This is a genomic window from Streptomyces sp. NPDC044033 (assembly GCF_056434425.1).
Window position 1 is genome coordinate 388,799 of the sequence record NZ_JBWKFF010000003.1, and the last position, 21,358, is coordinate 410,156.

Annotated in this window: 21 protein-coding genes; 11 read left to right on the forward strand and 10 right to left on the reverse strand. The window is 71.7% G+C overall.

Annotated features, from left to right (window positions below):
• Window positions 1-4 precede the first annotated feature (4 nt).
• Together AC07AB_RS09165 and AC07AB_RS09170 are read right to left on the reverse strand one after the other, a co-directional pair.
• Window positions 5-1,021 carry an aldo/keto reductase gene (locus tag AC07AB_RS09165; RefSeq protein WP_478562505.1) on the reverse strand — a complete coding sequence of 339 codons (1,017 nt, stop codon included), beginning with the start codon at window positions 1,019-1,021 and terminating at the stop codon, window positions 5-7.
• A gap of 7 nt (window positions 1,022-1,028) precedes the next feature.
• Window positions 1,029-1,496, reverse strand: coding sequence for a MerR family transcriptional regulator (locus AC07AB_RS09170; protein WP_478562508.1), 468 nt, complete (start codon window positions 1,494-1,496; stop codon window positions 1,029-1,031).
• A gap of 143 nt (window positions 1,497-1,639) precedes the next feature.
• Here AC07AB_RS09170 and AC07AB_RS09175 point away from each other — a divergent pair, with 143 nt between their 5' ends.
• Window positions 1,640-2,461, forward strand: coding sequence for a serine hydrolase domain-containing protein (locus tag AC07AB_RS09175; protein ID WP_478562662.1), 822 nt, complete (start codon window positions 1,640-1,642; stop codon window positions 2,459-2,461).
• Between the two features lie 135 nt (window positions 2,462-2,596).
• Here AC07AB_RS09175 and AC07AB_RS09180 read toward each other — a convergent pair whose 3' ends face one another.
• Window positions 2,597-3,277: a pirin family protein gene (locus AC07AB_RS09180; RefSeq protein ID WP_478562511.1), complete on the reverse strand. Its 681-nt coding sequence runs from the start codon at window positions 3,275-3,277 to the stop codon at window positions 2,597-2,599.
• A gap of 56 nt (window positions 3,278-3,333) precedes the next feature.
• Here AC07AB_RS09180 and AC07AB_RS09185 point away from each other — a divergent pair, with 56 nt between their 5' ends.
• From AC07AB_RS09185 to fabF, 5 genes are all read left to right on the forward strand, one after another.
• On the forward strand, window positions 3,334-4,518 hold the full coding sequence (locus AC07AB_RS09185; RefSeq protein ID WP_478562514.1) for a PucR family transcriptional regulator: 1,185 nt from the start codon (window positions 3,334-3,336) through the stop codon (window positions 4,516-4,518).
• An 89-nt stretch (window positions 4,519-4,607) separates the two neighbouring features.
• Complete coding sequence (locus AC07AB_RS09190) at window positions 4,608-5,579, forward strand: ACP S-malonyltransferase (RefSeq protein WP_478562517.1); 972 nt, start codon at window positions 4,608-4,610, stop codon at window positions 5,577-5,579.
• Window positions 5,580-5,593: 14 nt separating this feature from the next.
• Window positions 5,594-6,607, forward strand: a complete 1,014-nt coding sequence (locus AC07AB_RS09195; RefSeq protein WP_478562520.1) for a beta-ketoacyl-ACP synthase 3 — start codon at window positions 5,594-5,596, stop codon at window positions 6,605-6,607.
• A gap of 89 nt (window positions 6,608-6,696) precedes the next feature.
• On the forward strand, window positions 6,697-6,945 hold the full coding sequence (locus AC07AB_RS09200; RefSeq protein ID WP_478562523.1) for an acyl carrier protein: 249 nt from the start codon (window positions 6,697-6,699) through the stop codon (window positions 6,943-6,945).
• Between the two features lie 79 nt (window positions 6,946-7,024).
• On the forward strand, window positions 7,025-8,287 hold the full coding sequence (gene fabF, locus AC07AB_RS09205; RefSeq protein ID WP_478562526.1) for a beta-ketoacyl-ACP synthase II: 1,263 nt from the start codon (window positions 7,025-7,027) through the stop codon (window positions 8,285-8,287).
• Between the two features lie 199 nt (window positions 8,288-8,486).
• Here fabF and AC07AB_RS09210 read toward each other — a convergent pair whose 3' ends face one another.
• Entirely contained in the window at window positions 8,487-8,981 is a 495-nt protein-coding gene (locus AC07AB_RS09210) for a DUF3145 domain-containing protein (protein WP_363229598.1), read from the reverse strand.
• A gap of 324 nt (window positions 8,982-9,305) precedes the next feature.
• Between AC07AB_RS09210 and AC07AB_RS09215 the strand changes: the two genes are divergently transcribed.
• Window positions 9,306-10,205, forward strand: a complete 900-nt coding sequence (locus AC07AB_RS09215) for an SGNH/GDSL hydrolase family protein (protein ID WP_478562529.1) — start codon at window positions 9,306-9,308, stop codon at window positions 10,203-10,205.
• Between the two features lie 34 nt (window positions 10,206-10,239).
• On the opposite strand, the gene AC07AB_RS09220 is transcribed toward AC07AB_RS09215, so the two are convergent.
• Window positions 10,240-12,708: a beta-glucosidase gene (locus AC07AB_RS09220; protein ID WP_478562532.1), complete on the reverse strand. Its 2,469-nt coding sequence runs from the start codon at window positions 12,706-12,708 to the stop codon at window positions 10,240-10,242.
• Window positions 12,709-12,816: 108 nt separating this feature from the next.
• On the opposite strand from AC07AB_RS09220, the gene AC07AB_RS09225 reads away from it, so the two are divergent.
• Entirely contained in the window at window positions 12,817-13,395 is a 579-nt protein-coding gene (locus AC07AB_RS09225; RefSeq protein ID WP_478562534.1) for a TetR/AcrR family transcriptional regulator, read from the forward strand.
• Between the two features lie 171 nt (window positions 13,396-13,566).
• Here the strand turns inward: AC07AB_RS09225 and AC07AB_RS09230 are convergent, their stop codons facing one another.
• The 4 genes from AC07AB_RS09230 to AC07AB_RS09245 form a co-directional block, all read right to left on the reverse strand.
• Window positions 13,567-14,325 (reverse strand): MgtC/SapB family protein, encoded by a 759-nt coding sequence (locus tag AC07AB_RS09230; RefSeq protein WP_478562537.1) that lies wholly within the window; start codon window positions 14,323-14,325, stop codon window positions 13,567-13,569.
• A 57-nt stretch (window positions 14,326-14,382) separates the two neighbouring features.
• Window positions 14,383-15,231 (reverse strand): EI24 domain-containing protein, encoded by an 849-nt coding sequence (locus AC07AB_RS09235; RefSeq protein WP_478562540.1) that lies wholly within the window; start codon window positions 15,229-15,231, stop codon window positions 14,383-14,385.
• Between the two features lie 232 nt (window positions 15,232-15,463).
• Window positions 15,464-15,892, reverse strand: coding sequence for an organic hydroperoxide resistance protein (locus AC07AB_RS09240; protein ID WP_478562543.1), 429 nt, complete (start codon window positions 15,890-15,892; stop codon window positions 15,464-15,466).
• Between the two features lie 59 nt (window positions 15,893-15,951).
• Window positions 15,952-16,971 (reverse strand): NADP-dependent oxidoreductase, encoded by a 1,020-nt coding sequence (locus tag AC07AB_RS09245; protein ID WP_478562546.1) that lies wholly within the window; start codon window positions 16,969-16,971, stop codon window positions 15,952-15,954.
• 88 nt (window positions 16,972-17,059) lie between these two features.
• On the opposite strand from AC07AB_RS09245, the gene AC07AB_RS09250 reads away from it, so the two are divergent.
• Window positions 17,060-17,491, forward strand: a complete 432-nt coding sequence (locus AC07AB_RS09250; protein ID WP_478562549.1) for a MarR family winged helix-turn-helix transcriptional regulator — start codon at window positions 17,060-17,062, stop codon at window positions 17,489-17,491.
• 123 nt (window positions 17,492-17,614) lie between these two features.
• Here the strand turns inward: AC07AB_RS09250 and AC07AB_RS09255 are convergent, their stop codons facing one another.
• Complete coding sequence (locus AC07AB_RS09255) at window positions 17,615-18,742, reverse strand: hypothetical protein (protein WP_478562551.1); 1,128 nt, start codon at window positions 18,740-18,742, stop codon at window positions 17,615-17,617.
• A gap of 598 nt (window positions 18,743-19,340) precedes the next feature.
• Between AC07AB_RS09255 and AC07AB_RS09260 the strand changes: the two genes are divergently transcribed.
• Window positions 19,341-20,249, forward strand: a complete 909-nt coding sequence (locus AC07AB_RS09260) for an ABC transporter ATP-binding protein (RefSeq protein WP_478562554.1) — start codon at window positions 19,341-19,343, stop codon at window positions 20,247-20,249.
• Entirely contained in the window at window positions 20,246-21,238 is a 993-nt protein-coding gene (locus tag AC07AB_RS09265) for an ABC transporter permease (protein ID WP_478562557.1), read from the forward strand. Before AC07AB_RS09260 ends, AC07AB_RS09265 begins: the two co-directional genes overlap by 4 nt.
• Window positions 21,239-21,358 lie beyond the last annotated feature (120 nt).

Below are 21,358 nucleotides of genomic sequence, written 5' to 3' on the forward strand. Positions count from 1 at the left end.
GTGGTTACTCCCGGCCCGCCGACGAGAACGCCATGTCCGCGTAGCGCCCGCCCGCGACCTGGCCCGCGATCGGCTCCAGCCGGGCCAGCTCGCCGTCGCCGAGCACGATCCGCGTCGCGGCCGTGTTCTCGTCCACCCGCTTGCTCTTGGTCGTGCCGGGGATCGGCACGACGGTCAGCCCGCGCACCCGCGCCTGCTGCTGCACCCAGGCCAGCGCGATCTGGCCGGGCGTCACCCCGTGCTCCCGCGCGATGGCCCGTACCGGCTCCAGCAGCGCGGCGTTGACCGCGGCGTTGTCGCCGGTGAAGCGGGGCTGCGTGCGGCGCCAGTCGTCCTCGGGCAGGTCCTGGTCGGCGTTGGCGAAGGAGCCGGTCAGGAAGCCGCGGCCGAGCGGCGAGTACGGGACGAAGGCGACGCCGAGCTCCTGGGCCGTGGGCACCGCGCTCCGCTCCACGTCGCGGCTGAAGAGCGACCACTCCGACTGGACGGCCGCGATGGGGTGCACGGCGTGCGCGGCGCGCAGTTCGGCGCCGGTCACCTCGCTCAGCCCGAGGTGCTTGACCTTGCCCTCCTTCACCAGTTCCGCCATCGCGCCGACCGTCTCCTCGATCGGGACGTTCACGTCGCGCCGGTGCATGTAGTAGAGGTCGATCTGTTCGACTGCGAGCCGTCGCAGGCTCGCGTCGATGGCCCCCCGGATGTACTCGGGAGAGTTGTCGATGATCCGCTTGTCGGGGTCCGCCGAGTCGGCGGAGAGGGCGAACTTCGTGGCGAGGACGACCTCGTCGCGGTGGGCCCGTATGAACGGCGAGATGAACTTCTCGTTCTCCCCGTCGCCGTACAGGTCGGCGGTGTCGAAGAGGGTGACGCCCAGTTCGAGGGCGCGCTCCAGGGCGGCCCGCGACCCGTTCTCGTCGGCCGGCCCGTACGCGTGGCTCATGCCCATGCAGCCGAGGCCCTGGACACCGACCTGGGGGCCGTCGGTACCGAGGGCGACGTGTGCGATCTTTTCCGTGCTCATACAGGCATCAGGCCCTTTCGGACGCCCGTCGGGCGTCTCCGTAGGTGTCTATCTTGTAGTCGAGGACTTCCAAGGTGCTCTGCAATTCCGCGATGCGTGTGCGCACGTCCTCCCGGTGAGCGGTCAGCAGCCGCTCGCGCTCCGCGAACGTCTCCTCGCCGGCCCGGACGAGTTCCGCGTAGCGGACCATGTCGGCGACCGGCATCCCGGTCAGCCGCAACTTGCCCACCAGGTCCAGCCAGTCCAGGTCGCGGTCGCCGTAGCGGCGCTGGCCGGTGTGGGAGCGGTCGACGTACGACATGAGCCCGATCCGTTCGTACCAGCGCAGGGTGTACGCGGACAGCCCGGTGTACGTCGCCACCTCGCTGATCGTGTAGTCGCCCCGCCCGCCGGGCCGGGGGTGCTCGTGCACCTCAAGGCACCGGTCCGGACGCACGGCCCTGATCGTCCCGGTCTCGGCTTCGGTCACTGTCATGCCACTCCCCCTTCGCCCTCGCTGCGTCTTCGGCGTCTTCGGCGGCCCTTGTGGACTCTCAACGCTAGAGACTTGGAGCGCACTCCAAGCAAGCGGATCCTTGACCGGATTTTGAGCGGGTTAGGCTCGTCGCCATGGAGAGCATGGCGAGTCTGAGCAAGATCGAGAGCTGGCCGGTCGAGACCGCCGCGGCCGTGGTCGTACGGGCCGACGGCACGAGGGCCGGATCGTACGGGCCCACCGGGCACCGCTTCCCGTTGGCCTCGGTGACCAAACCGCTCGCCGCGTACGCCGCGCTGCTCGCCGTCGAGGAGGGCGCGATCGAACTCGACGAGCCCGCCGGGCCGCCCGGCGCCACCGTCCGCCATCTGCTCGCCCACACCTCCGGGCTCGCCTTCGACGAGCACCGGACCATGTCCGAACCGGGCACGCGGCGGCTCTACTCCAACGCCGGCTTCGAGGCGCTCGGCGATCACATCGCCAAGGCGACGGACATCGACTTCCCGGAGTACCTGCGGCAGGCGGTGCTGGAGCCGCTGGGCATGACCGCCACGGAGCTGGCCGGGTCGCCCGCCAAGGACGGCGTCTCGACCGCCGACGACATGGCGCGCTTCGCGGCGGAGCTCCAGGCGCCGCGGCTGCTGTCGCGCCAGACGCTGACCGAGGCCACGTCGGTGGTCTTCCCCGGGGTGAGCGGGGTGCTGCCGGGCTACGGGCACCAGCGGCCGAACGACTGGGGGCTGGGGTTCGAGATCCGCGACGGCAAGGCCCCGCATTGGACGGGGGCGTCCTCGTCGCCGCGCACGTTCGGCCACTTCGGGCAGGCCGGAACGTTTCTGTGGGTCGACCCCGAGGCCGGGGCCGCTTGCGCGGCGTTGACGGATCGGGCGTTCGGGCCGTGGGCGGTGGAGGCGTGGCCTCCGCTCACCGACGCCGTTCTCGCGGAGCTCGGCCAGGGCCACTGACTCGGGGCTCCGCCCCGGACCCCGGTCCTCAAGCGCCGGACGGGCTTGATTGGGCCGGGCTCTGCTTCGCAAGCCCTTGTCCTCAGACGCCTGACGGGCTGAATGTGGCGCGGCCTGCCCGGATGGAGCGGGTCGTCAGCCGAACGACGGTTCCCTGTGCATCTCCCACACCAGGAGCTCCGACCTGCCGATGGACCGCGCCTCGCGCGGCTCCCGCGGCGTGGTGTTCTCGACGCGGGCCGCGTCGCCCTCGTGGAGGGTCTCGTCGCCCAGGCTCACCGCGCCGCGCACCACATGCGCGTACGTCCACGGCGCGGCCGGCAGCGCCGTGCGTTCGCCCGGGGCGAGGCGGCGGACGTGGAGGACCGCTTCCGCGCGGTGCAGGGCGTACGGGGTGCCGTCGGCGATGCCGCGTACCACCTCGTAGGCGGGGTCGCCGCCGAACTCGGTCGGGGTCACCCACATCTGCACGAACCGCAGCGGGGCGCTCCCGGCGTTGCGTTCCGTGTGCCGCACGCCGGTGCCCGCGCTCAGCCGCTGCACATCGCCGGGGCGCACCACCGTCACATGCCCGGCGGAGTCCTCGTGGGTCAGCTCGCCCTCGACGACCCAGGTGACGATCTCCACATCGCGGTGCGGGTGCTCCGCGAATCCGGCGCCGCCCGCCAGCCGCTCCTCGTTGCAGGCTTCGAGCAGCCCGAAGCGCACGTTGTCCGGGTCGTAGAAGCCGGAGAAGGAGAAGGCGTGCCGTGTCTCGATCCCGGCCGCGGGGTCGCCGCCCCGGTACCGCTCGTCGCCCCGCTGCACCCGCGTCATCCGGCTACGGTAGCCCGGCCGCTCCGCACGCCGCGCGAATAGGGCAGGCTTGTCCCGTGCCTCAACCCGCCGCTAACACCCCGCATCCGCACAGTGCCACCCTGCGCCGGCTGGAGAAGTCCTCCGGGAAACTGGCCGCCAACGCCATCGCCCGGATGGATGAGCAGCTGCCGTGGTACCGGGCGATGCCCCCGGAGAACCGCTCCTGGATCGGACTGGTCGCCCAGGCCGGCATCGCGGCCTTCACCGAGTGGTTCCGGCACCCGGAGACCCCGCAGGCGATCAGCACGGACGTCTTCGGGACCGCGCCCCGCGAGCTGACCCGGGCGATCACGCTGCGCCAGACCGTGGAGATGGTCCGTACGACCATCGAGGTCATGGAGTCGGCCATCGAGGAGGTGGCGGCCCCCGGCGACGAGTCGGTGCTCCGTGAGGCGCTGCTCGTCTACGCCCGTGAGATCGCCTTCGCGACCGCGCAGGTCTACGCGCAGGCCGCGGAGGCGCGCGGCGCGTGGGACGCCCGGCTGGAGTCGCTGGTGGTCAACGCCGTGCTCTCCGGCGAGGCCGACGAGGGGGCGCTGTCCCGTGCCGCCGCGCTGGGCTGGTCCTCGCCCGACCATGTGGCGGTGCTCCTCGGCACCGCCCCGGACGGTGACAGCGAGCTGACCGTCGAGGCGATCCGGCGCGCGGCCCGGCACGCCAAGCTCCAGGTGCTGACCGGGGTGCTGGGCAGCCGGCTGGTGGTGATCGCGGGCGGCTCCGACAACCCGTTGCAGACGGCGAAGTCGCTGATCGGCCCGTTCGCGGCGGGCCCGGTGGTGGCCGGTCCGGTGGTCTCGGACCTGCTGGCCGCGAACCGTTCCGCGGCGGCGGCCACGGCCGGTCTGAAGGCGTGTGCGGCATGGCCGGACGCGCCGCGGCCGGTGCTGGCGGACGATGTCCTGCCGGAGCGCGCGATGGCCGGAGACGTGGCGGCGCGCGAGCAGCTGGTGGAGGAGATCTACAGACCACTGGAGGAGGCGGGGTCGGCTCTGCTGGAGACGCTGAGCGTCTACCTGGAGCAGGCAAGCAGTCTGGAGGGCGCGGCGCGGATGCTTTTCGTGCACCCCAACACCGTGCGATACCGCCTCCGACGTGTGACGGACGTCACTGGATGGTCACCCTCCGATGTGCGGTCCGCGTTCACGCTGCGTATCGCGCTCATCCTGGGGCGCCTGGCCGACGCCGGTACCCAGTCGTAGGCTTTTAGCGGAAACCCACAATTACCCCGACGGTTCTTCGTCCCTGTCCCCACGGGTGGGCGAGGCCGTCCGCAAGAGAGAGTGTGAGGGTGCTCGTACTCGTCGCTCCCGGCCAGGGCGCTCAGACGCCCGGCTTCCTGACCCCCTGGCTCGACCTTCCCGGCGTCACCGAACGCCTCGCGGAGTGGTCGGCCGTCGTCGACCTGGACCTGGTCCACTACGGCACCAAGGCCGACGCGGAGGAGATCCGTGACACCGCGGTGGCCCAGCCGCTGCTGGTCGCCGCCGGTCTGCTCACCGCGCGGCAGCTCTTCGCGTCCCCGGCCGACCTGATCCGCCAGGCCGGCGCCGTGGCCGGGCACAGCGTCGGTGAGATCACCGCCGCGGCCGCCGCGGGCGTGCTGTCCGAGCACTCCGCGATGGCGCTGGTCCGCAAGCGGGGACTGGCGATGGCCGAGGCCGCGGCGGTCACCGAGACCGGCATGGCCGCGCTGCTCGGTGGCGAGCCGGACGCCGTCCTGCCGCACCTGGAGCGGCTCGGCCTGACCCCGGCCAATGTGAACGGCGCGGGTCAGATCGTGGCCGCCGGCACCGCCGAGCAGTTGGCGGCGCTGGCCGAGGACAAGCCGGAGGGCACCCGCAAGGTCGTGCCGCTGAAGGTGGCCGGGGCGTTCCACACGCACCACATGGCCCCGGCGGTCGCGACGCTGGAGGCGCTCGTCCCCACCCTGGACGCGAGCGACCCGGGCACCCGCTACGTCTCCAACAAGGACGGCCGCACCGTCGCCACCGGCGCGGAGATCCTTCAGCGGCTGGTCAACCAGGTCTCGAATCCGGTCCGTTGGGACCTGTGCATGGAGACCTTCAAGGAACTGGGCGTCACCGCGATCATCGAGCTGTGCCCGGCGGGCACGCTCGTGGGTCTCGCCAAGCGCGCCCTGCCCGGCGTCAAGACGCTCGCGCTCAAGACCCCGGACAACCTCGACGCCGCCCGTGCGCTGATAGCCGAGCACGCGGCCGCGGACACCGCGGCCGACTCCGCGCAGACCCCGGCCGAATAAGGAGCCCCGAGAGCATGACTGCGAAGATCAAGCCCAGCCAGGGTTCCCCGTACGCGCGCATTCTCGGCGTCGGCGGCTACCGCCCGACCCGGGTGGTGGGAAACGACGAGATCCTCAAGCACATCGACTCCTCCGACGAGTGGATCCGTTCTCGCTCGGGCATCGCCACCCGGCACTGGGCGGGCCCCGAGGAGACGGTGGCCATGATGTCGGTGGAGGCGTCCGGCAAGGCCATCGCCGACGCCGGCATCGACCCCGCCCAGATCGGCGCCGTGATCGTCTCGACGGTCTCGCACTTCAAGCAGACCCCGGCCATCGCCACGGAGATCGCCGACCGGGTCGGCGCGGGCCGGCCGGCCGCGTTCGACATCTCGGCCGGCTGCGCGGGCTTCGGCTACGGACTGACCCTCGCCAAGGGCCTGATCTCCGAGGGCAGCGCGGAGTACGTGCTGGTCATCGGCGTGGAGCGGCTCTCGGACCTGACCGATCTGGAGGACCGCGCGACGGCCTTCCTGTTCGGTGACGGCGCGGGCGCCGTGGTCGTGGGCCCCGCGAAGGAGCCGTCGATAGGCCCGACCGTCTGGGGCTCGGAGGGCGACAAGTCCGAGACCATCAAGCAGACCCTCTCCTGGGAGGAGTACCGGGGCCGCACCGATGTGAGCGATGTACGATTCCCCGCGATCACCCAGGAGGGCCAGGCGGTCTTCCGCTGGGCCGTGTTCGAGATGGCGAAGGTCGCCCAGGAGGCGCTGGACCGGGCGGGGATCGCCGCCGAGGACCTCGACGCCTTCATTCCGCACCAGGCGAACATGCGGATCATCGATTCGATGGTCAAGACTCTCAAGCTGCCGGAGCACGTCACGGTGGCCCGCGATGTCGAGACCACCGGCAACACCTCCGCCGCCTCCATTCCGCTCGCCATGGAGCGGCTGTTGGCGACGGGGCAGGCCAAGAGCGGGGACACGGCGCTCGTCATCGGCTTCGGGGCGGGTCTCGTCTACGCCGCCACTGTCGTTACCCTCCCCTAGGCAGGAACTGCGCAGCCCGGAGCCACCGGACGCTGCACAGAGCTTCACCACTGACCAGTCAGACCGTAAAACATCGAAGGAGCGCCGCAATGGCCGCCACTGAGGCAGAGATCACCGAAGGTCTCGCGGAGATCGTCAACGAGATCGCCGGTATCCCCACCGAGGACGTCAAGTCGGAGAAGTCGTTCACCGACGACCTCGACGTCGACTCGCTGTCCATGGTCGAGGTCGTCGTCGCCGCCGAAGAGCGCTTCGACGTCAAGATCCCCGACGACGACGTCAAGAACCTCAAGACGGTCGGCGACGCCGTCTCGTACATCCTCAAGCACCAGGGCTGATCGACAGCCCACGCGTTTGTCGCCACCCGGCGGTGGCGCCGTAGATTCAGACCCCTCTACACGTGGAGAAAGAATTCCTGTGAACGCGACCAATCGCACCGTGGTCGTCACCGGTATCGGCGCAACCACACCACTGGGTGGCGACAGCGCATCGACCTGGGAAGGGTTGCTCGCCGGCCGGTCCGGCGTGCAAGCCCTGGAGGGCGAGCGGTGGGCCGACCTGCCCGTCCGGATCGCCGCCCGCAGTGCGGTCGAACCCGGTGAGAGCATCCCCCGTCCGCAGGCCCGCAAGCTGGACCGGTCGGCGCAGTTCGCGCTGATCGCGGCCCGCGAGGCGTGGGCGGACGCGGGGTTCACCGCGAAGGCCGGTGAGGACGCGAGCGTCGATCCGCACCGGCTCGGCACGGTCATCGCCTCCGGCATCGGCGGCGTGATCACCCTGCTCGACCAGTACGACGTGCTGAAGGAGAAGGGCGTCCGCAAGGTCTCCCCGCACACCGTGCCGATGCTGATGCCGAACGGCCCGGCGGCCAACGTCGGCCTGGAGGTCGGCGCCCGCGCGGGCGTGCACACTCCGGTCAGCGCCTGCGCCTCGGGCGCGGAGGCCATCGGCTACGCCATCGAGATGATCCGCACCGGCCGCGCCGACGTGGTCGTCGCGGGCGGCACGGAGGCGGCGATCCACCCGCTGCCCATCGCCGCGTTCGGCAACATGATGGCGATGTCGAAGAGCAACGACGACCCGCAGGGCGCCTCCCGCCCGTATGACGCCGACCGCAACGGCTTCGTCCTGGGCGAGGGTGCGGGCGTGGTCGTCCTGGAGTCGGCCGAGCACGCCGCGCAGCGCGGCGCGAACGTCTACTGCGAGGCGATCGGCCAGGGCATCTCGGCCGACAGCCACCACATCACCCAGCCGGAGCCCTCCGGCAGCGGCATCGCGCAGGCGCTCCAGAACCTGATGGACTCCACCGACATCAAGCCCGTCGAGATCGCGCACATCAACGCGCACGCGACCTCGACCCCGCTGGGCGACGTGGCGGAGATCAAGGCGCTGCGCAAGGTCTTCGGCGACGACGTGGACCACATGGCGATCTCGGCCACCAAGTCGATGACGGGTCACCTGCTGGGCGGCGCGGGCGGCATCGAGACCGTGGCCTCGGTGCTGGCACTGAAGAACCGTGTCGCTCCGCCGACGATCAACATCACCAACCTCGACCCCGAGGCGGATGCCGACGTCGTGCGGGACGAGGCCCGTCAGCTGCCCGAGGGGCCGGTCACCGCGCTGAACAACTCGTTCGGGTTCGGCGGCCACAACGTAGTGCTCGCCTTCCGCTCCCTGTGATCCCGCGGTAGCCGTACGTACGAGGGCCCGCCCGGTCTTTCCGACCGGGCGGGCCCTCGCGCGTACCGCCTCGTATGAGCGATGCCCCGCAGTACGCGGCGTCCTGCTCCCGTGCCTCATGCTCCCCTGCGCGCCGGAACCGCTCGGCCGCGGGAGCGGGGGCCGGGTGCGGGCCGGGGGCCCGTGGGTCCGGCCCCGCTCAGACGACCTGGTGAAGCCACCGCACCGGGGCGCCCTCGCCCGCGTACCGGAACGGCTCCAGCTCGTCGTCCCACGGCTTGCCGAGCAGCTTGGCGACCTCGGCCTGAAGGTCGGTCTCGCCGCGGGCGGACCTGGCGAGGGCGGCGCGCAGCCGGTCCTCGGGGATGAGGATGTCGCCGTGGATGCCGGTGACGGCGTGGAAGATGCCGAGGTCGGGGGTGGAGCTGTAGCGCTCGCCCTCCGCCGTGGGGCAGGGCTCGGCGGTCACCTCGAAGCGCAGCAGGTGCCAGCCGCGCAGCGCGGAGGCGAGCTTGGAGGCGGTGCCCGCCTCGCCCTGCCAGGAGAATTCGGCCCGCCAGGTGCCGGGCGAGGCCGGCTGTCTGATCCAGTCGAGCGTGACGCGCACGCCGAGTACGCCCGCGACGGCCCATTCGACGTGCGGGCACAGCGCGCGTGGCGCGGAGTGCACGTACAGAACTCCACGTGTCGTCACCGGGACCTCCAGTGCGGTTCGAGGTACGCCTTCCCCAGCGGCCTCGCGCCTGTGCCGGTCCCGCCTGGGGCAGCATCGGTCATTCTGCCCCAATGATCACTCCCGCACCAGCCAGCGAGGTTACCAACAGTAAACACTATTGGGAGCAATTATCCCGAAAAGGGACAGGATGTGACGTGCTGTGATCCGAACAGTACCGGAGTACGCGCCCGAACGGGGAAGAGCCCAACTGCCACAGGAAAAACTATCGTGCGGCGACACTGCACGGGTGACGTACCGTCGGTCAAGAAGAGATATCACCCATCGGCCGGAGGGGGAACAGGGATGCGGGGGAGCACCGCGCGAAACCGCCACGGAATCGCACGGGCCGCCGTCGCCGCCCTGACGTCGGCCTTCGTCGTCGCGGGTGCCGCCGGGTGCGACGACCAGGGCCCCACCGGCGCGGGCGGCTCCGCCGCCAAGCCCACCCCCAGGCCCACCCCCGCGTGGAACACCCGCCCCGCCTCCATCGCGTCCCTCGGCGACTCCATCACCCGTGGTTTCAACGCCTGTTCACCGCTCTCCGACTGCCCCGAGGCGTCCTGGGCCACCGGCGGCAAGGTCGACAGCCTGGCACGCCGACTGCTGCCGTCCCCGGCGGCGCACAGCTGGAACTACGCCAGCACCGGCGCCCGGATGGCCGATCTGCCCGGCCAGCTGAGCAAGGCCCTCCCCCACCGGCCGGAGCTGCTGACGGTACTGATGGGGGCCAACGACGCGTGCCGCGCGGACGTCGCCGACATGACGTCGGTGGCGCGGTACCGGGCGGATTTCGCGGTGGCGATGAAGGAGCTGCGGCGCGCGCTGCCCAAGACGCAGGTGTACGTGGCGAGCGTGCCGGACCTCAAGCGGCTCTGGGCCGAGGGGCGCGCGGACCCGATCGGCAAGCAGGTCTGGAAACTGGCCCGGATCTGCCCCTCGATGCTGGGGGACTCGGATGCGAGGGACACCGCCTCCGACGCGCGGCGCGGGCAGGTCGAGCAGCGGGTGGCCGCGTACAACGCCGCGCTGAAGGACGTCTGCGGCAAGGACCCGCTGTGCCGCTACGACGGCGCGGTCAACGACTTCCGCTTCACCGAGGCCGAGTTGAGCCCGTGGGACTGGTTCCACCCCAGCAAGGAGGGCCAGCGGGAGCTGGCATCGATGGCGTACCGCAGGATCACGGAGCGGAGCCCGGCGGCGTAGGGCGCCGCGGTCCCGGGGCCGCGGCGCCGGGAGCTCAGGCGATCGTCAGCGGTGCGCCGAGACGGCGGTCCGCTACGCTGCGCCCCGCCTCCGCGCGGTACGTACCGGGGACGAGCCGCCAGCCGCCGGCCTCCTCGTCCCAGATCTCGGCCGCCCGGCGCGGCAGTTCGACGCTCACCTCGGCGCTGCGGCCCGGCTCCGCCTCGACGGCGGCGAAGCCCGCCAGGACGCGCGCGGGGCGGTCGGCGGTGTCGCCGTCCGGGACCGCCAGATAGATCTGCACGACCTCGCGGCCGGGCCGCGCCCCGGTGTCGCGGACGCGGACGGTGACGGTGGCGCCGCTCACCTCGATGGCCTCGTACGACCAGTCGGTGTAGCCGAACCCGTGGCCGAAGGGGTACGCGGGGCGTGCGCCGGACTTCTCCCAGGCCCGGTAGCCGATGAACACGCCCTCCTCGTACGGGAGTTCGCCACCCGTCGGGGTGACGCGCACGACCGGCGCGTCCGCGAGCCGGGCCGGCCAGGTGGTGGGCAGCCGGCCGCCGGGCTCGGCCGTCCCGAGGAGGACGTCGGCGAGCGCGGCGCCCGCCTCCTGGCCCGGGAACCAGCAGAGCAGCACCGCCGCGACGTCCTCGCGCCAGCCCATCTCCACCGGGGAACCGGAGTTGACGACCACGACGGTGCGCGGATTGACGGCGGCCACGCGGGCGACCAGCTCGTCCTGGTGGCCGGGCAGGGCCAGGCTGTCGCGGTCGAAGCCCTCGCTCTCGACCCGCTCGGTGGTGCCGACCACGACGATCGCGGCCTCCGCCGCGGCGGCCTTGGCCACGGCCTCCTCGATCAACTCCTGTGCGTCACGCCGGGGTTCGCGGTGCATCAGACAGCAGGCGACGGCGGCGATCGGCGCGTCCGGGGACTTCGGCACGGTGTGGACGAGGCTGACATCGACCGGCGCGCCCGCCGTCAGTTCGGCGTTCCCGCGCTCCACGGGCGAGCCGAGGACCGCGTCGAAGAGGTCGCCGCGCGCCACGCCCTGGTCGCCGTCGAAGACCGTCTCACCGTTCACGGTCAGCGCGAAGCCGCCCACCCCCTTCGTGCCGAAGGCGTGCGGCCCGCTCTCGCGCGGGGTGAAGGCGCCGACGACCTCGACGGTGTGCAGCGCGTCGAAGGCGACGCCGTCGGGCAGGTCGCCCATCCACTGGACCTGGCCGGTCGGCAGGGACCGCTCCCCCAGCACCCGCCCGGCCTCGTCCCGGCAGACGGCGCGCAGCGCGAACCCCTGGTCGGCGATGGTGATCTCGTCGCCGGGCTCCGCGCCGACGGCGTAGTCGAGCACCCCCTCGGGGAGGGCCGCGAGCAGCCCGTCGAGCGGCGTGACGACGTGGTCGGGGAAGACCTGCGCCGAGCCCCCGCCGAGGACGCGGGCGTCGCGCGCGGCGGCCCCGAGGAGGGCGACTCGGCGCACCCCGCCGGGGTCCAGGGGCAGGGCGCCGCCCTCGTTGCGTACGAGCACGAAGGAGCGGCGGGCGATGTCGCGGGCGAGCGCCACGCCGTCGATCGCCGCGGGCAGGTCGGCGGCGGCGACGGCGGGCGGCGCGCCTTCCAGCACCCCGACGCGGGCGGCGAGCAGCAGCACCCGCCGTACGGCGTCGTCGACGTCGGACTCGGCGGCCTCGCCCGCCCGTACGGCCGCGGCGAGCGCCGGCCCGTAGACGGTGCGCGGGCCGGGCATCGCCACGTCGAGGCCGCCGGCGAGGGCCCGTACGGTGTTCCGGGCGGCCAGCCAGTCGGAGACGAGGAAGCCGTCGAAGCCCCACTCGCCGCGCAGCACCTCCCGCTGGAGGTGGCGGTGCTCGGTCATGGCGGAGCCACCCACGCTGTTGTAGGCGGACATGACGCCCCAGGGGCGGGCCTTCTCGACGATGGCCTCGAAGGGGGCGAGGTAGAGCTCGCGCAGGGCGCGGGCGGTGACCTTGTTGTCGACGGTGAAGCGCTCGGTCTCGGCGTCGTTGGCCACGAAGTGCTTGACGGTGGTGCCGACGCCGCCGTCCTGCACCCCGGCCACGTAACCGGCGCCGATCTCGCCCGTCAGATACGGGTCCTCGCTGTACGCCTCGAAGTGCCGTCCGCCCAGCGGCGAGCGGTGCAGGTTCACGGTCGGCGCGAGCAGCACGTGCACGCCCTTGCGCCGGGCCTCCTGCGCGAGCAGCCGCCCGGCCGTACGGGCGAGTGCGGGGTCCCAGGCGGCGGCGAGCGCCGTGGGGCTGGGGAGCGCGATGGAGGGGTCGTCGGCGCTCCAGCGGACACCGCGGACGCCGATCGGGCCGTCGGACATCACCAGGGAGCCGAGGCCGATGGCGGGGACCGCGGGCAGCGACCACATGTCCTGGCCGGCGAGCAGCCGCGCCTTGGTGTCGAGGTCGAGGCGGGCGAGCGCGGACGCCACAGCCTCCACAGCGCCTTTCGCGTTCCGGTTCGCGTCAGCCACGGCTGGCCTCCTCATCGATACCAAAAGCCCGATGACGCGAATAATGACACTATGATTCCGCGCCCTGCCTGTAGCACGGTAGGTGTCGTTACCCAATCGCAATATCGTTCGAAGGAGCGGCCCATGGCGGCCAGGGCGCGCGGCGAGGAGCGGCGTGCGGAGATCCTCCGCGCCACCCTCGAAGTGATCGCCGAGCGCGGCTACCGGGGCGCGACGCTCGGCGCCGTCGCGGCGCGCGTCGGCCTCACCCAGCAGGGGCTGCTGCACTACTTCCCCACCAAGGAAGCGCTGCTGCTCGCCGTGTTGGAGGACCGCGACCGGTGGGACACCGGCTCCGGTCCGAGCGGCGGCGCGGGCGGCTGGCCGCTCGGCCTGCTCGCCTCGCTCGTCGAGTACAACGCGATGCGCCCCGGCGTCGTGCAGACCTTCTCCGCGCTGCTCGGCGAGAGCGTGACCGAGGAGCACCCGGCGCGCGCGTTCTTCACCCGGCGCTACGAACGGGTGCGCGCCGACATGGCGGCCTCGCTCCGCGCGGAGTACGGCGAGCGGCTGCCCAACGGCATGGCCGCGGACGCGGTGGCTCCGCTGCTGGTGGCGGTGATGGACGGGTTGCAGTACCAGTGGCTGCTGGACCCCGAGGCCGTGGACATGCCGGCGGCGTTCCGCACCTTCGTGGCGCTGCTGGGCGAGGCGCCGGCCTGAGCGCCCGGGCCGCTCGCGGCGCCGCTGGACGAGGCGCCGGCCTGAGCGCCCGGGCCGCTCGCGGCGCCGCTGGACGAGGTGCCTGCCCGAGCGCCCGGGCTGCTCGCGGCGCTGCTGGGCAAGGTGCCTGCCCGAGCGACCCGGGTCCGCCGGGAGAGGCCCGAAAGCCTGTTACTCCGTGCTCTCCCGGTGGGACCGCAGCCCCACCTCGGACACCCCGTCCCAGTCCGTCAGCTCCTCGACCAGCGGATGCGCGGACCCCTTCCCTTCGAGCCGCAGCACCACGGCCGCCTGGCCGCCCGCCTCCCCCTCGGCGGAGTCCACCTGTACGTCCGTCACCAGGAACCCCCGGCTCGTGCACAGCTCCAGCACCCGCCCCAGCAACCCGCTGCGCGTCCGGTAGGAGAGCCGCAGCTCCACCTGTTCCACGGACGGCATCGACACCATCCGCCGCGTCATCATCGGGAAGCCGCGCACCACGATGAAGTGCACCAGCGTCGCGGCGAGCCCGAGCAGCGGCAGCCCGCCGCCGCACGCCATGCCCACGGCACAGGTCAGCCAGATGGTCGCGGCCGTCGTCAGGCCGCGCACCGCGTCGCGCCGCACGAAGATCAGGCCGCCGCCGATGAAGCCGATGCCGGAGACGACCTGCGCGGCCACCCGGGAGGGGTCCAGCTCGATGCCGTCGATCCCCGCCACCGCACCGAAACCGTGTATCGACACCTCCATGAAGAGGGCGCTGCCGACCCCCACGAGGGTGTGGGTGCGCAGCCCGGCGCTCTTCTGCCGTACCTCCCGCTCCAGCCCGATCAGGGAGGAGAGCAGGAGCGCGATCCCCAGCTCTGCGAACTGCCGGACCCCCTGTCCGCTGCTCGCGAACAAGGGGGCGGCAAAGGTGTACGGAGCGGAGATCAGCTGGTCGAAGGACATCCCCCTATTGTCGCCCCGCGCCGAACCGGCCCGGAGCGCCACACTCCGGACGCGGCGTCAACTCACGGTTCGGGGAGCGGCGTCATCTGCGCCATCGTCGTCGGCACTGTCGTTGTCAGCACCGCCGTCGTCGGCGCTGTCGTCGTCGGCACTGTCGTCATCGGCCGTCGCCTCGCCCGTGAGGTCCCGTACGAGCAGGGTCGCGCCCGCGACGGCGCCCGGCATCACGAAGACGGCCACCAGCGGGACGAGGAAGAGGAGGGTCAGCGGCACGCCGAAGCCCCAGGCGAGCAGCTTGCGGCCGCGCAGCAGCCGCAGCCGGTCCGGCAGCGCCACGCCGCGCCGCTGGAGCGCGACGGCCGTCAGCTCCTCGGTGAGGAAGAAGCCCGAGACGCAGAAGCCGATGGCCGGGATCAGGGTCTGGCCGATGATCGGCACGAAGCCGAGCGCGAAGAGCAGCACGCCCCAGCAGGCGGCCCGGGCCAGCACGCGGACGCACTCCGCGGTGCCGATCCACAGCTCCCGCCAGAGCGGCAGCCCCGACTCGTGCGCCGTGCCGCCCTCGGCGAGATCGACCTTCTCGGAGATCGCCTCGTAGAACGGGTCGCCGACCAGGAGGGTGACGGCGGCGAAGGAGAGGAGGGCGAGGAGCAGGCCGCCGCCGAAGAAGAGCGCGGCGAGCAGGCCGCGGAAGACGCCGAGCCAGGGCGAGGGCCAGCCCTCGGCGAACGGGGTCGCCCAGCCGATGACGTCTCCGGCCCAGAAGCCGAGCGCGATGACCGCGGCCGCGTACCCGACGAGGGTGATCAGCGCGGGCAGCATCCCGAGCGCCCACAGCCGCCGGTGCCGCGCCATCCAGCGCTGCCCCTTGATGAGATAGCCCGCCCCCGCCACAAGATCTCGCATGGCGGGCAAGCGTAGCCGCTGGTCAAGACCGCACCGCGCGGGCGGCGGCGCGGAGGCGGGCCCGTACGGGCGGCGGCGCGAGGACGGCCCGTACGCGCGGGGCGGCCCGTACGCGCACGGCGGCGCGGAGGCGGCCCGTACGCGCGCGGCGGCGGACCGTACGCGCGCGGCGGCGGACCGTACGCCGAAGGCCGCACCCCGGCGCGGGGTGCGGCCTCGGAACGGCCCGGGGTCAGGCGACGTTCAGCGTGACCTCGATGTTGCCGCGGGTGGCGTTGGAGTACGGGCAGACCTGGTGGGCCTTCTCCAGAAGGTCCTTGGCGGTGGCCGCGTCCACGTTCGGGATGGAGGCCACCAGCTCGACCTTGAGGCCGAAGCCGCCCTCGGGGGTCTTGCCGATGCCGACCTTGGCGGTGACGGTCGAGCCGGAGATGTCGGCCTTCTCCTTGCGGGCCACGACGCCCAGCGCGCCCTGGAAGCAGGCGCTGTAACCGGCGGCGAAGAGCTGCTCGGGGTTGGTGCCGGCGCCGCTGCCGCCCATCTCCTTGGGAGGGTTGACGACCACGTCGAGCTGACGGTCGTCGCTGGCCACGCGGCCGTCACGGCCGTTCTCGGCCGTCGCGACAGCGGTGTAGAGAACGTCCACGGACTGAATGCTCATGCTGAGATCCTCCTGCTGGTTCGCCGCGGGCGCGCGTCCACGGCGGCGTACTGGTGAGCCTAGTCGTTAAGGCTGACGATCATCTTTCCGGTGTTCTCGCCGCGCAGCATGCCGAGGAAGGCGTCCACCGCGCTGTCGATGCCGGTCACCACGGTCACCCGGTACTTGAGTTCACCGGAGCGCACCCAGGACGACACCTCTTCGACGAACCGCGGCTGGAGCGCCGAGTGGTCGGCGACGAGCATGCCCTGAAGGCGCAGCCGCTTGCCGATGACGAGGGCGAGGTTGCGCGGGGCGGGGGTCGGCTCGGTCGCGTTGTACTGCGCGATCATGCCGCAGATGGTGGCGCGGCCGTGCAGGTTGAGGGAGCTGATCGCGGCTTCCAGGTGCTCGCCGCCGACGTTGTCGAAGTAGACGTCGATGCCGTCGGGGGCGGCTTCCTTGAGCTGCCGCGCCACGGGGCCGTTCTTGTAGTTGAAGGCGGCGTCGAAGCCGTACTCCTCGGTGAGGAGCTTGACCTTCTCGTCGGAGCCCGCGCTGCCGATGACCCGGGAGGCGCCCTTGAGCTTGGCGAGCTGCCCGACCTGGCTGCCGACCGCGCCGGCCGCGCCGGAGACGAACACCGCGTCGCCCTCCTTGAAGGAGGCGACGTCCAGCAGCCCCGCGTAGGCGGTCAGCCCCGTCATGCCGAGCACGCCGAGGTAGGCGGTGAGCGGGGCGGCCTCGGAGTCGACCTTGGTGGCGCGCGCGGCGTCGACCAGGGCGTACTCACGCCAGCCGAGACCGTGCAGGACGTGGTCGCCGACGGCGAACCCGTCCGCCTGGGAGGCGATGACCTCGCCGACCGCGCCACCGTCCATCGGCTCGTCGAGCTGGAAGGGCGGCGCGTACGACTTGACGTCGTTCATACGGCCCCGCATGTAAGGGTCCACCGACATGTGCAGGTTGCGGACCAGGATCTGGCCGTCGCCGGGCTCGGCCACCGCGCTCTCGCGCAGCGCGAAGTCCTCGGGCTTCGGCCAGCCCTGCGGGCGTGCGACGAGGTGCCATTCGCGGCCGGTCGTAGGCAGTGCGGACATGAAGTGAAGCCTCCTAATGTTTCAGCAACTGAAAGAACAGTGCACCTGGATATTTCATGTTGTCAAGCAAAACGCTATCCTGGTCCCCATGGCCACTCGTACAGACGCACTGACCCTGGAGGTCGTCGACCTCATCGCCACCGTCGTGGCCCGCTACCACGAGGAGTACGAGGACGCGGCCGCCCAGCACTCCCTCACGGGCGCCCAGGCGCGCGTACTGGCACTGCTCTCCCGCGAGCCGCTGCCCATGCGGCGGATCGCCGTGCACCTCAAGTGCGAGCCGTCGAACATCACCGGGATCGTGGACCGCCTCGAAGGCCGCGGCCTCGTCGAGCGGCGGCCCGACCCGGACGACCGTCGTGTGAAGCTGGCGGCCGCGACGGAGGAGGGCAAGCGCACGGCCGACCACCTGAAGGTCTCCCTGCACTTCGCGCGCGAGCCGCTGGCCGGGCTGTCGGTCGCGGAGCGCACGGTCCTGCGCGAACTGCTCCAGCGGATGCTGGGCATCGACCCCGACTGAGCCGGGCGGGGCGGACGGCCGCGACGCGAGCGTGCCGGAGCCCCGGACGGGAATCCGTCCGGGGCTCCGGCCTGCCTGAAGCACTGCCCGCCGCTCGGTGGCGGGCGGCCTTCAGACGCGTGATCAGCGCGCGGCGGGCGGGGCCAGCCGCTGCTGGTAGTAGATGGAGCCGAAGAACGTCCCCCTGGCACCGGAGACGTACAGCGAACCGTCCTTCGCGGTGGTCAGGTCGCGGACGCCGAACATCAGCGGCTCCAGCCCGTCGACCTGCTCCCAGGCGGAACCGGTCCAGCGGGCCAGCCTCTGGTTACCGGAAAGCCCGGCATAGAGCTTTCCGTCGTAATGGGCGAAGGTCCCGACCCTGGCCTCCTCCTTGCCCGGAACATCCCGGTGGGTCCAGCTCTTGCCGTCCCAGTGAATGACGTACGCGCCGGTCCGCTTCTCCCCCTGGCCCCGCTCGTCCAGGACCGTTCCGGACACCCATACGTCGTTCGTCCCATTACTGATGACGGCGTTGAGTGCGGTACTCACCTTCGGGATCGAAGGCACCGGAAATTTCTTCCACTTGGTGCCGTCGTAGTGCATGACGAGCCCTTGGTAACGGTCGTTGGCGACGCCGCCGGCGTTGGTTTCGCCCACGGCCCAGATGTCGTTCTCCGACTTCACCTGAAGGGCGCTCAGATTGCCCTCGACACCGTCGAACTTGGTGGTGTCCCACGTCTTGCCGTTCCAATGGGTGACCGTCGGCACGAACCCGGTCTCCACCCGCGTGTTGCCGACGCCCCAGAGGCTGGTGCGGCTGACCGCCTTCGCGGCGAGGATCTCCACGCTCTTCGCGTCGGGGCTGAGGTTGGCCGACCACTGGGCGCCGTCGTAGTGGTGGACCCGCCAGTGGCCGTCGGCGCCGCTCTTGCGGCCGATGGCCCACAGGTCGTCGGGAGAGGTGCCGGTCACCGTGTCGGCCGCGCCGTCGGCGGGCAGCTTCAGCTCCTTCCAGGCCGACCCGTTCCGCTGCCACAGCCGCTGGTCGAAGTCGCAGTCACCGCACTCGCCCTGCCGGGTGGTGACGACGGAGTTCTCTCCGTCGAAGGGGAGAATGGCCGCGGCCGCGTTCTTGACGGGCTGGGGCAGCGTCTCCCAGGCGGGCGGCGCCGCCGCGTTCACGGGCGAGGCGGCCAGGGCCACGCCCACGACGGCCGTGGCCAGCAGCACCGAGGCGGCGCGCCGCCCACGGGAAGTTCGCTTGATCATGTGTCCTCCGTTGTCGTTCGTACAGCACCCCGGATCCACGCCGTGCGTGAATTCTTGTGCGCTCGCACGGCGTCGGCGGATTACCCCCGCACCGGGAGGACCGGGGCCTCGACCGGGTTATCGGAGAATCCACGCCCGGGACCGAACCTCACCACAGCTTTCCCCCCAATGGTCGCGCGGCGACACCAACGGCGGCCGCACAAAGCCGAGTCCGAGAACTGGACGGAACATATCACTTCATGATCCCGGCACTTGGGGATCGGCTGCGGACTATTTCATTCCGCACCATTCGACATGGCGGCACATCAGCAAGCGGAATCCGACCGGCCGCCGCGGACTATTCCATTCCGCCGGTACCCCGCGCCGCCATTCCGGTCGGACAAAGGGCGAGGCCGCCCTTTGTTCACCTTGTTCACCCCGAAGACGCGTCGCGTCTTTCATGACGCGGAACGCCCGCACCCCCGGACCCCGCGGTCACGTGACGTCGGCCACACCTCACTCCGCGTCGCCGCCCGGACCCGTGTTGACATCGCGGCCACTCGCCCGCCACGATGCATTCCACTAGTCGACTAGCTAATTAGCAAGGTTGGGGGAACGTATGACTGACGCGATAGAGGCGCGCGGGCTCGGCAAGCGGTACGGCCGCAAGTGGGCCGTACGGAACTGCTCCTTCCGGCTGCCGGCCGGCCGGATCTGCGGGCTCGTAGGGCCCAACGGCGCGGGCAAGAGCACGATCCTCGGCATGGCGACGCGGCTCGTACAGCCCACGGCCGGGACGCTGCGGCTGTTCGGCGTGCCGGTGACCGAGACCGCCGTACTCGCCAAGAGCTCGTTCCTGGCCCAGGACAAGCCGCTGTTCAAGCGGTTCACCGTGGCGGAGACCCTGCGCATGGGTCGGGAGCTGAACCCCGGCTGGGACCAGGCGCTCGCCGAGCGGATCGTACGGTCCGGGAACCTCTCTCTCGACGCGCGGATCGGCACGCTCTCCGGCGGCCAGCACACCCGCGTGGCGTTCGCGCTGGCCTTCGGCAAGCGCCCCGAACTGCTGCTCCTGGACGAGCCGATGGCCGACCTCGACCCACTCGCCCGCCATGAGATGGCGGGCCTGCTGATGGCCGAGGCGGCGGAGCAGGGGACGACGGTGGTGATGTCCTCCCACCTGCTCTCCGAGCTGGAGACGATGTGCGACTACCTGGTGGTCGTCGCGGACGGGCAGGTCCGGCTGGCCGGAGAGGTCGACGCCCTGCTGCCCGCGCACTCCCTGGTGATCGGCGCGCAGTCCGCCGAGGGCATGCCGCCCGAGCTGGCCCGGCACACCGTCATCGAATCCCACACCGTCGGGCGGCAGTTCACCGCCCTGATCCGCCCGGAGGGCCGGGTCGGGGACGACTGGCGGATCAGCACACCCACTCTGGAGGAAGTCCTGTTGGGGTACTTGCGGGCGCCTGACGCCCCGCCGCTGCTGACGGCCAGCGCCCGCGTCGAGGAGCAGGGAGCGGCAGCATGAGCACGACAGCACAAGCACGTCCCGAGACCACGCCCGGCACGCGACGGCCACGTGTCCTGCGCGGACTCGTCTGGCTGGTCTGGCGTCAGCACCGGGTCGCCTTCTGGATCGGCATCGCCCTGGCCGTCCTCGGCTCCGCGGTGATGATCTACCAACGCGCCGGGCTGGTGGACTTCCTGCACCACGCCGGCCACCCGGGCCAGGGGGACGCCGAGAACGGCGCCTCGTTCCAGGGCCGCTACGACTCGCTGTTCCAGAAAGCCTCCGAGTCCCTGCAGTCCCTGCCCATCCTGATCGGCGTCTTCCTCGGCGCCCCGCTGATCGCGGCCGACCGGGAGAACGGCACCGCGCGGCTGGTGACGACCCAGGCGACCGGCCGCAGCCGCTGGCTCGCGACCAAGCTCGGCATGGCGGCGGCGATCACGCTGGTGTGCACGGGCGCGCTCGCGGCGGCCTTCACCTGGCTGTGGGAGCCCGCGCACCTCCAGTACCAGGGCGGCGACTGGCTGATCAGCGGCGTCTTCGAGACCACCGGGCCGATGCCGGTGGCCTTCTCCCTGCTCTTCCTCGTCATGGGCATCGCGATCGGCATGCTCGTACGGCGGGTGGTGACAGCCATGGTGCTGACCTTCGTCGCCGGCACCGCGGTGCAGTACCTGTGGGACTACGTACGGCCGCTGCTCGGCGACCACCGCGTGCTCACCTACCCGTTCCACAGCGACGGCATCGACAAGCTGCCCTCGGGCGCGGTGCAGATCGACAACTGGGTCTCCACCGCCGACGGCAAGCTCTTCGGCTACGGCACCTGTGTCAACGACGCGCACCCGGACGCCTGCCGGGCCAAGCTCGGCATCGTCGACAACTACGTAGAATACTTCGGCTACGACCAGATGCACGGCATGCAGTGGCTGGGCGCGGGGATCCTGCTGGCGCTGGCGGCGGCCGTCACCGTCTTCGTCCTGTGGTGGGTCCGACGCCGGCCGATGTGAGGGCCGCCCCGGCCGCCGGGAGCGTGAAGCGGGACGTACGGCAGGACGCACGGCTGGACATGCGGCGGGCACGAACCGCCGCGCGGCAAGAGCGGGAAGAGACGGGGAGGGGGCGCGAGT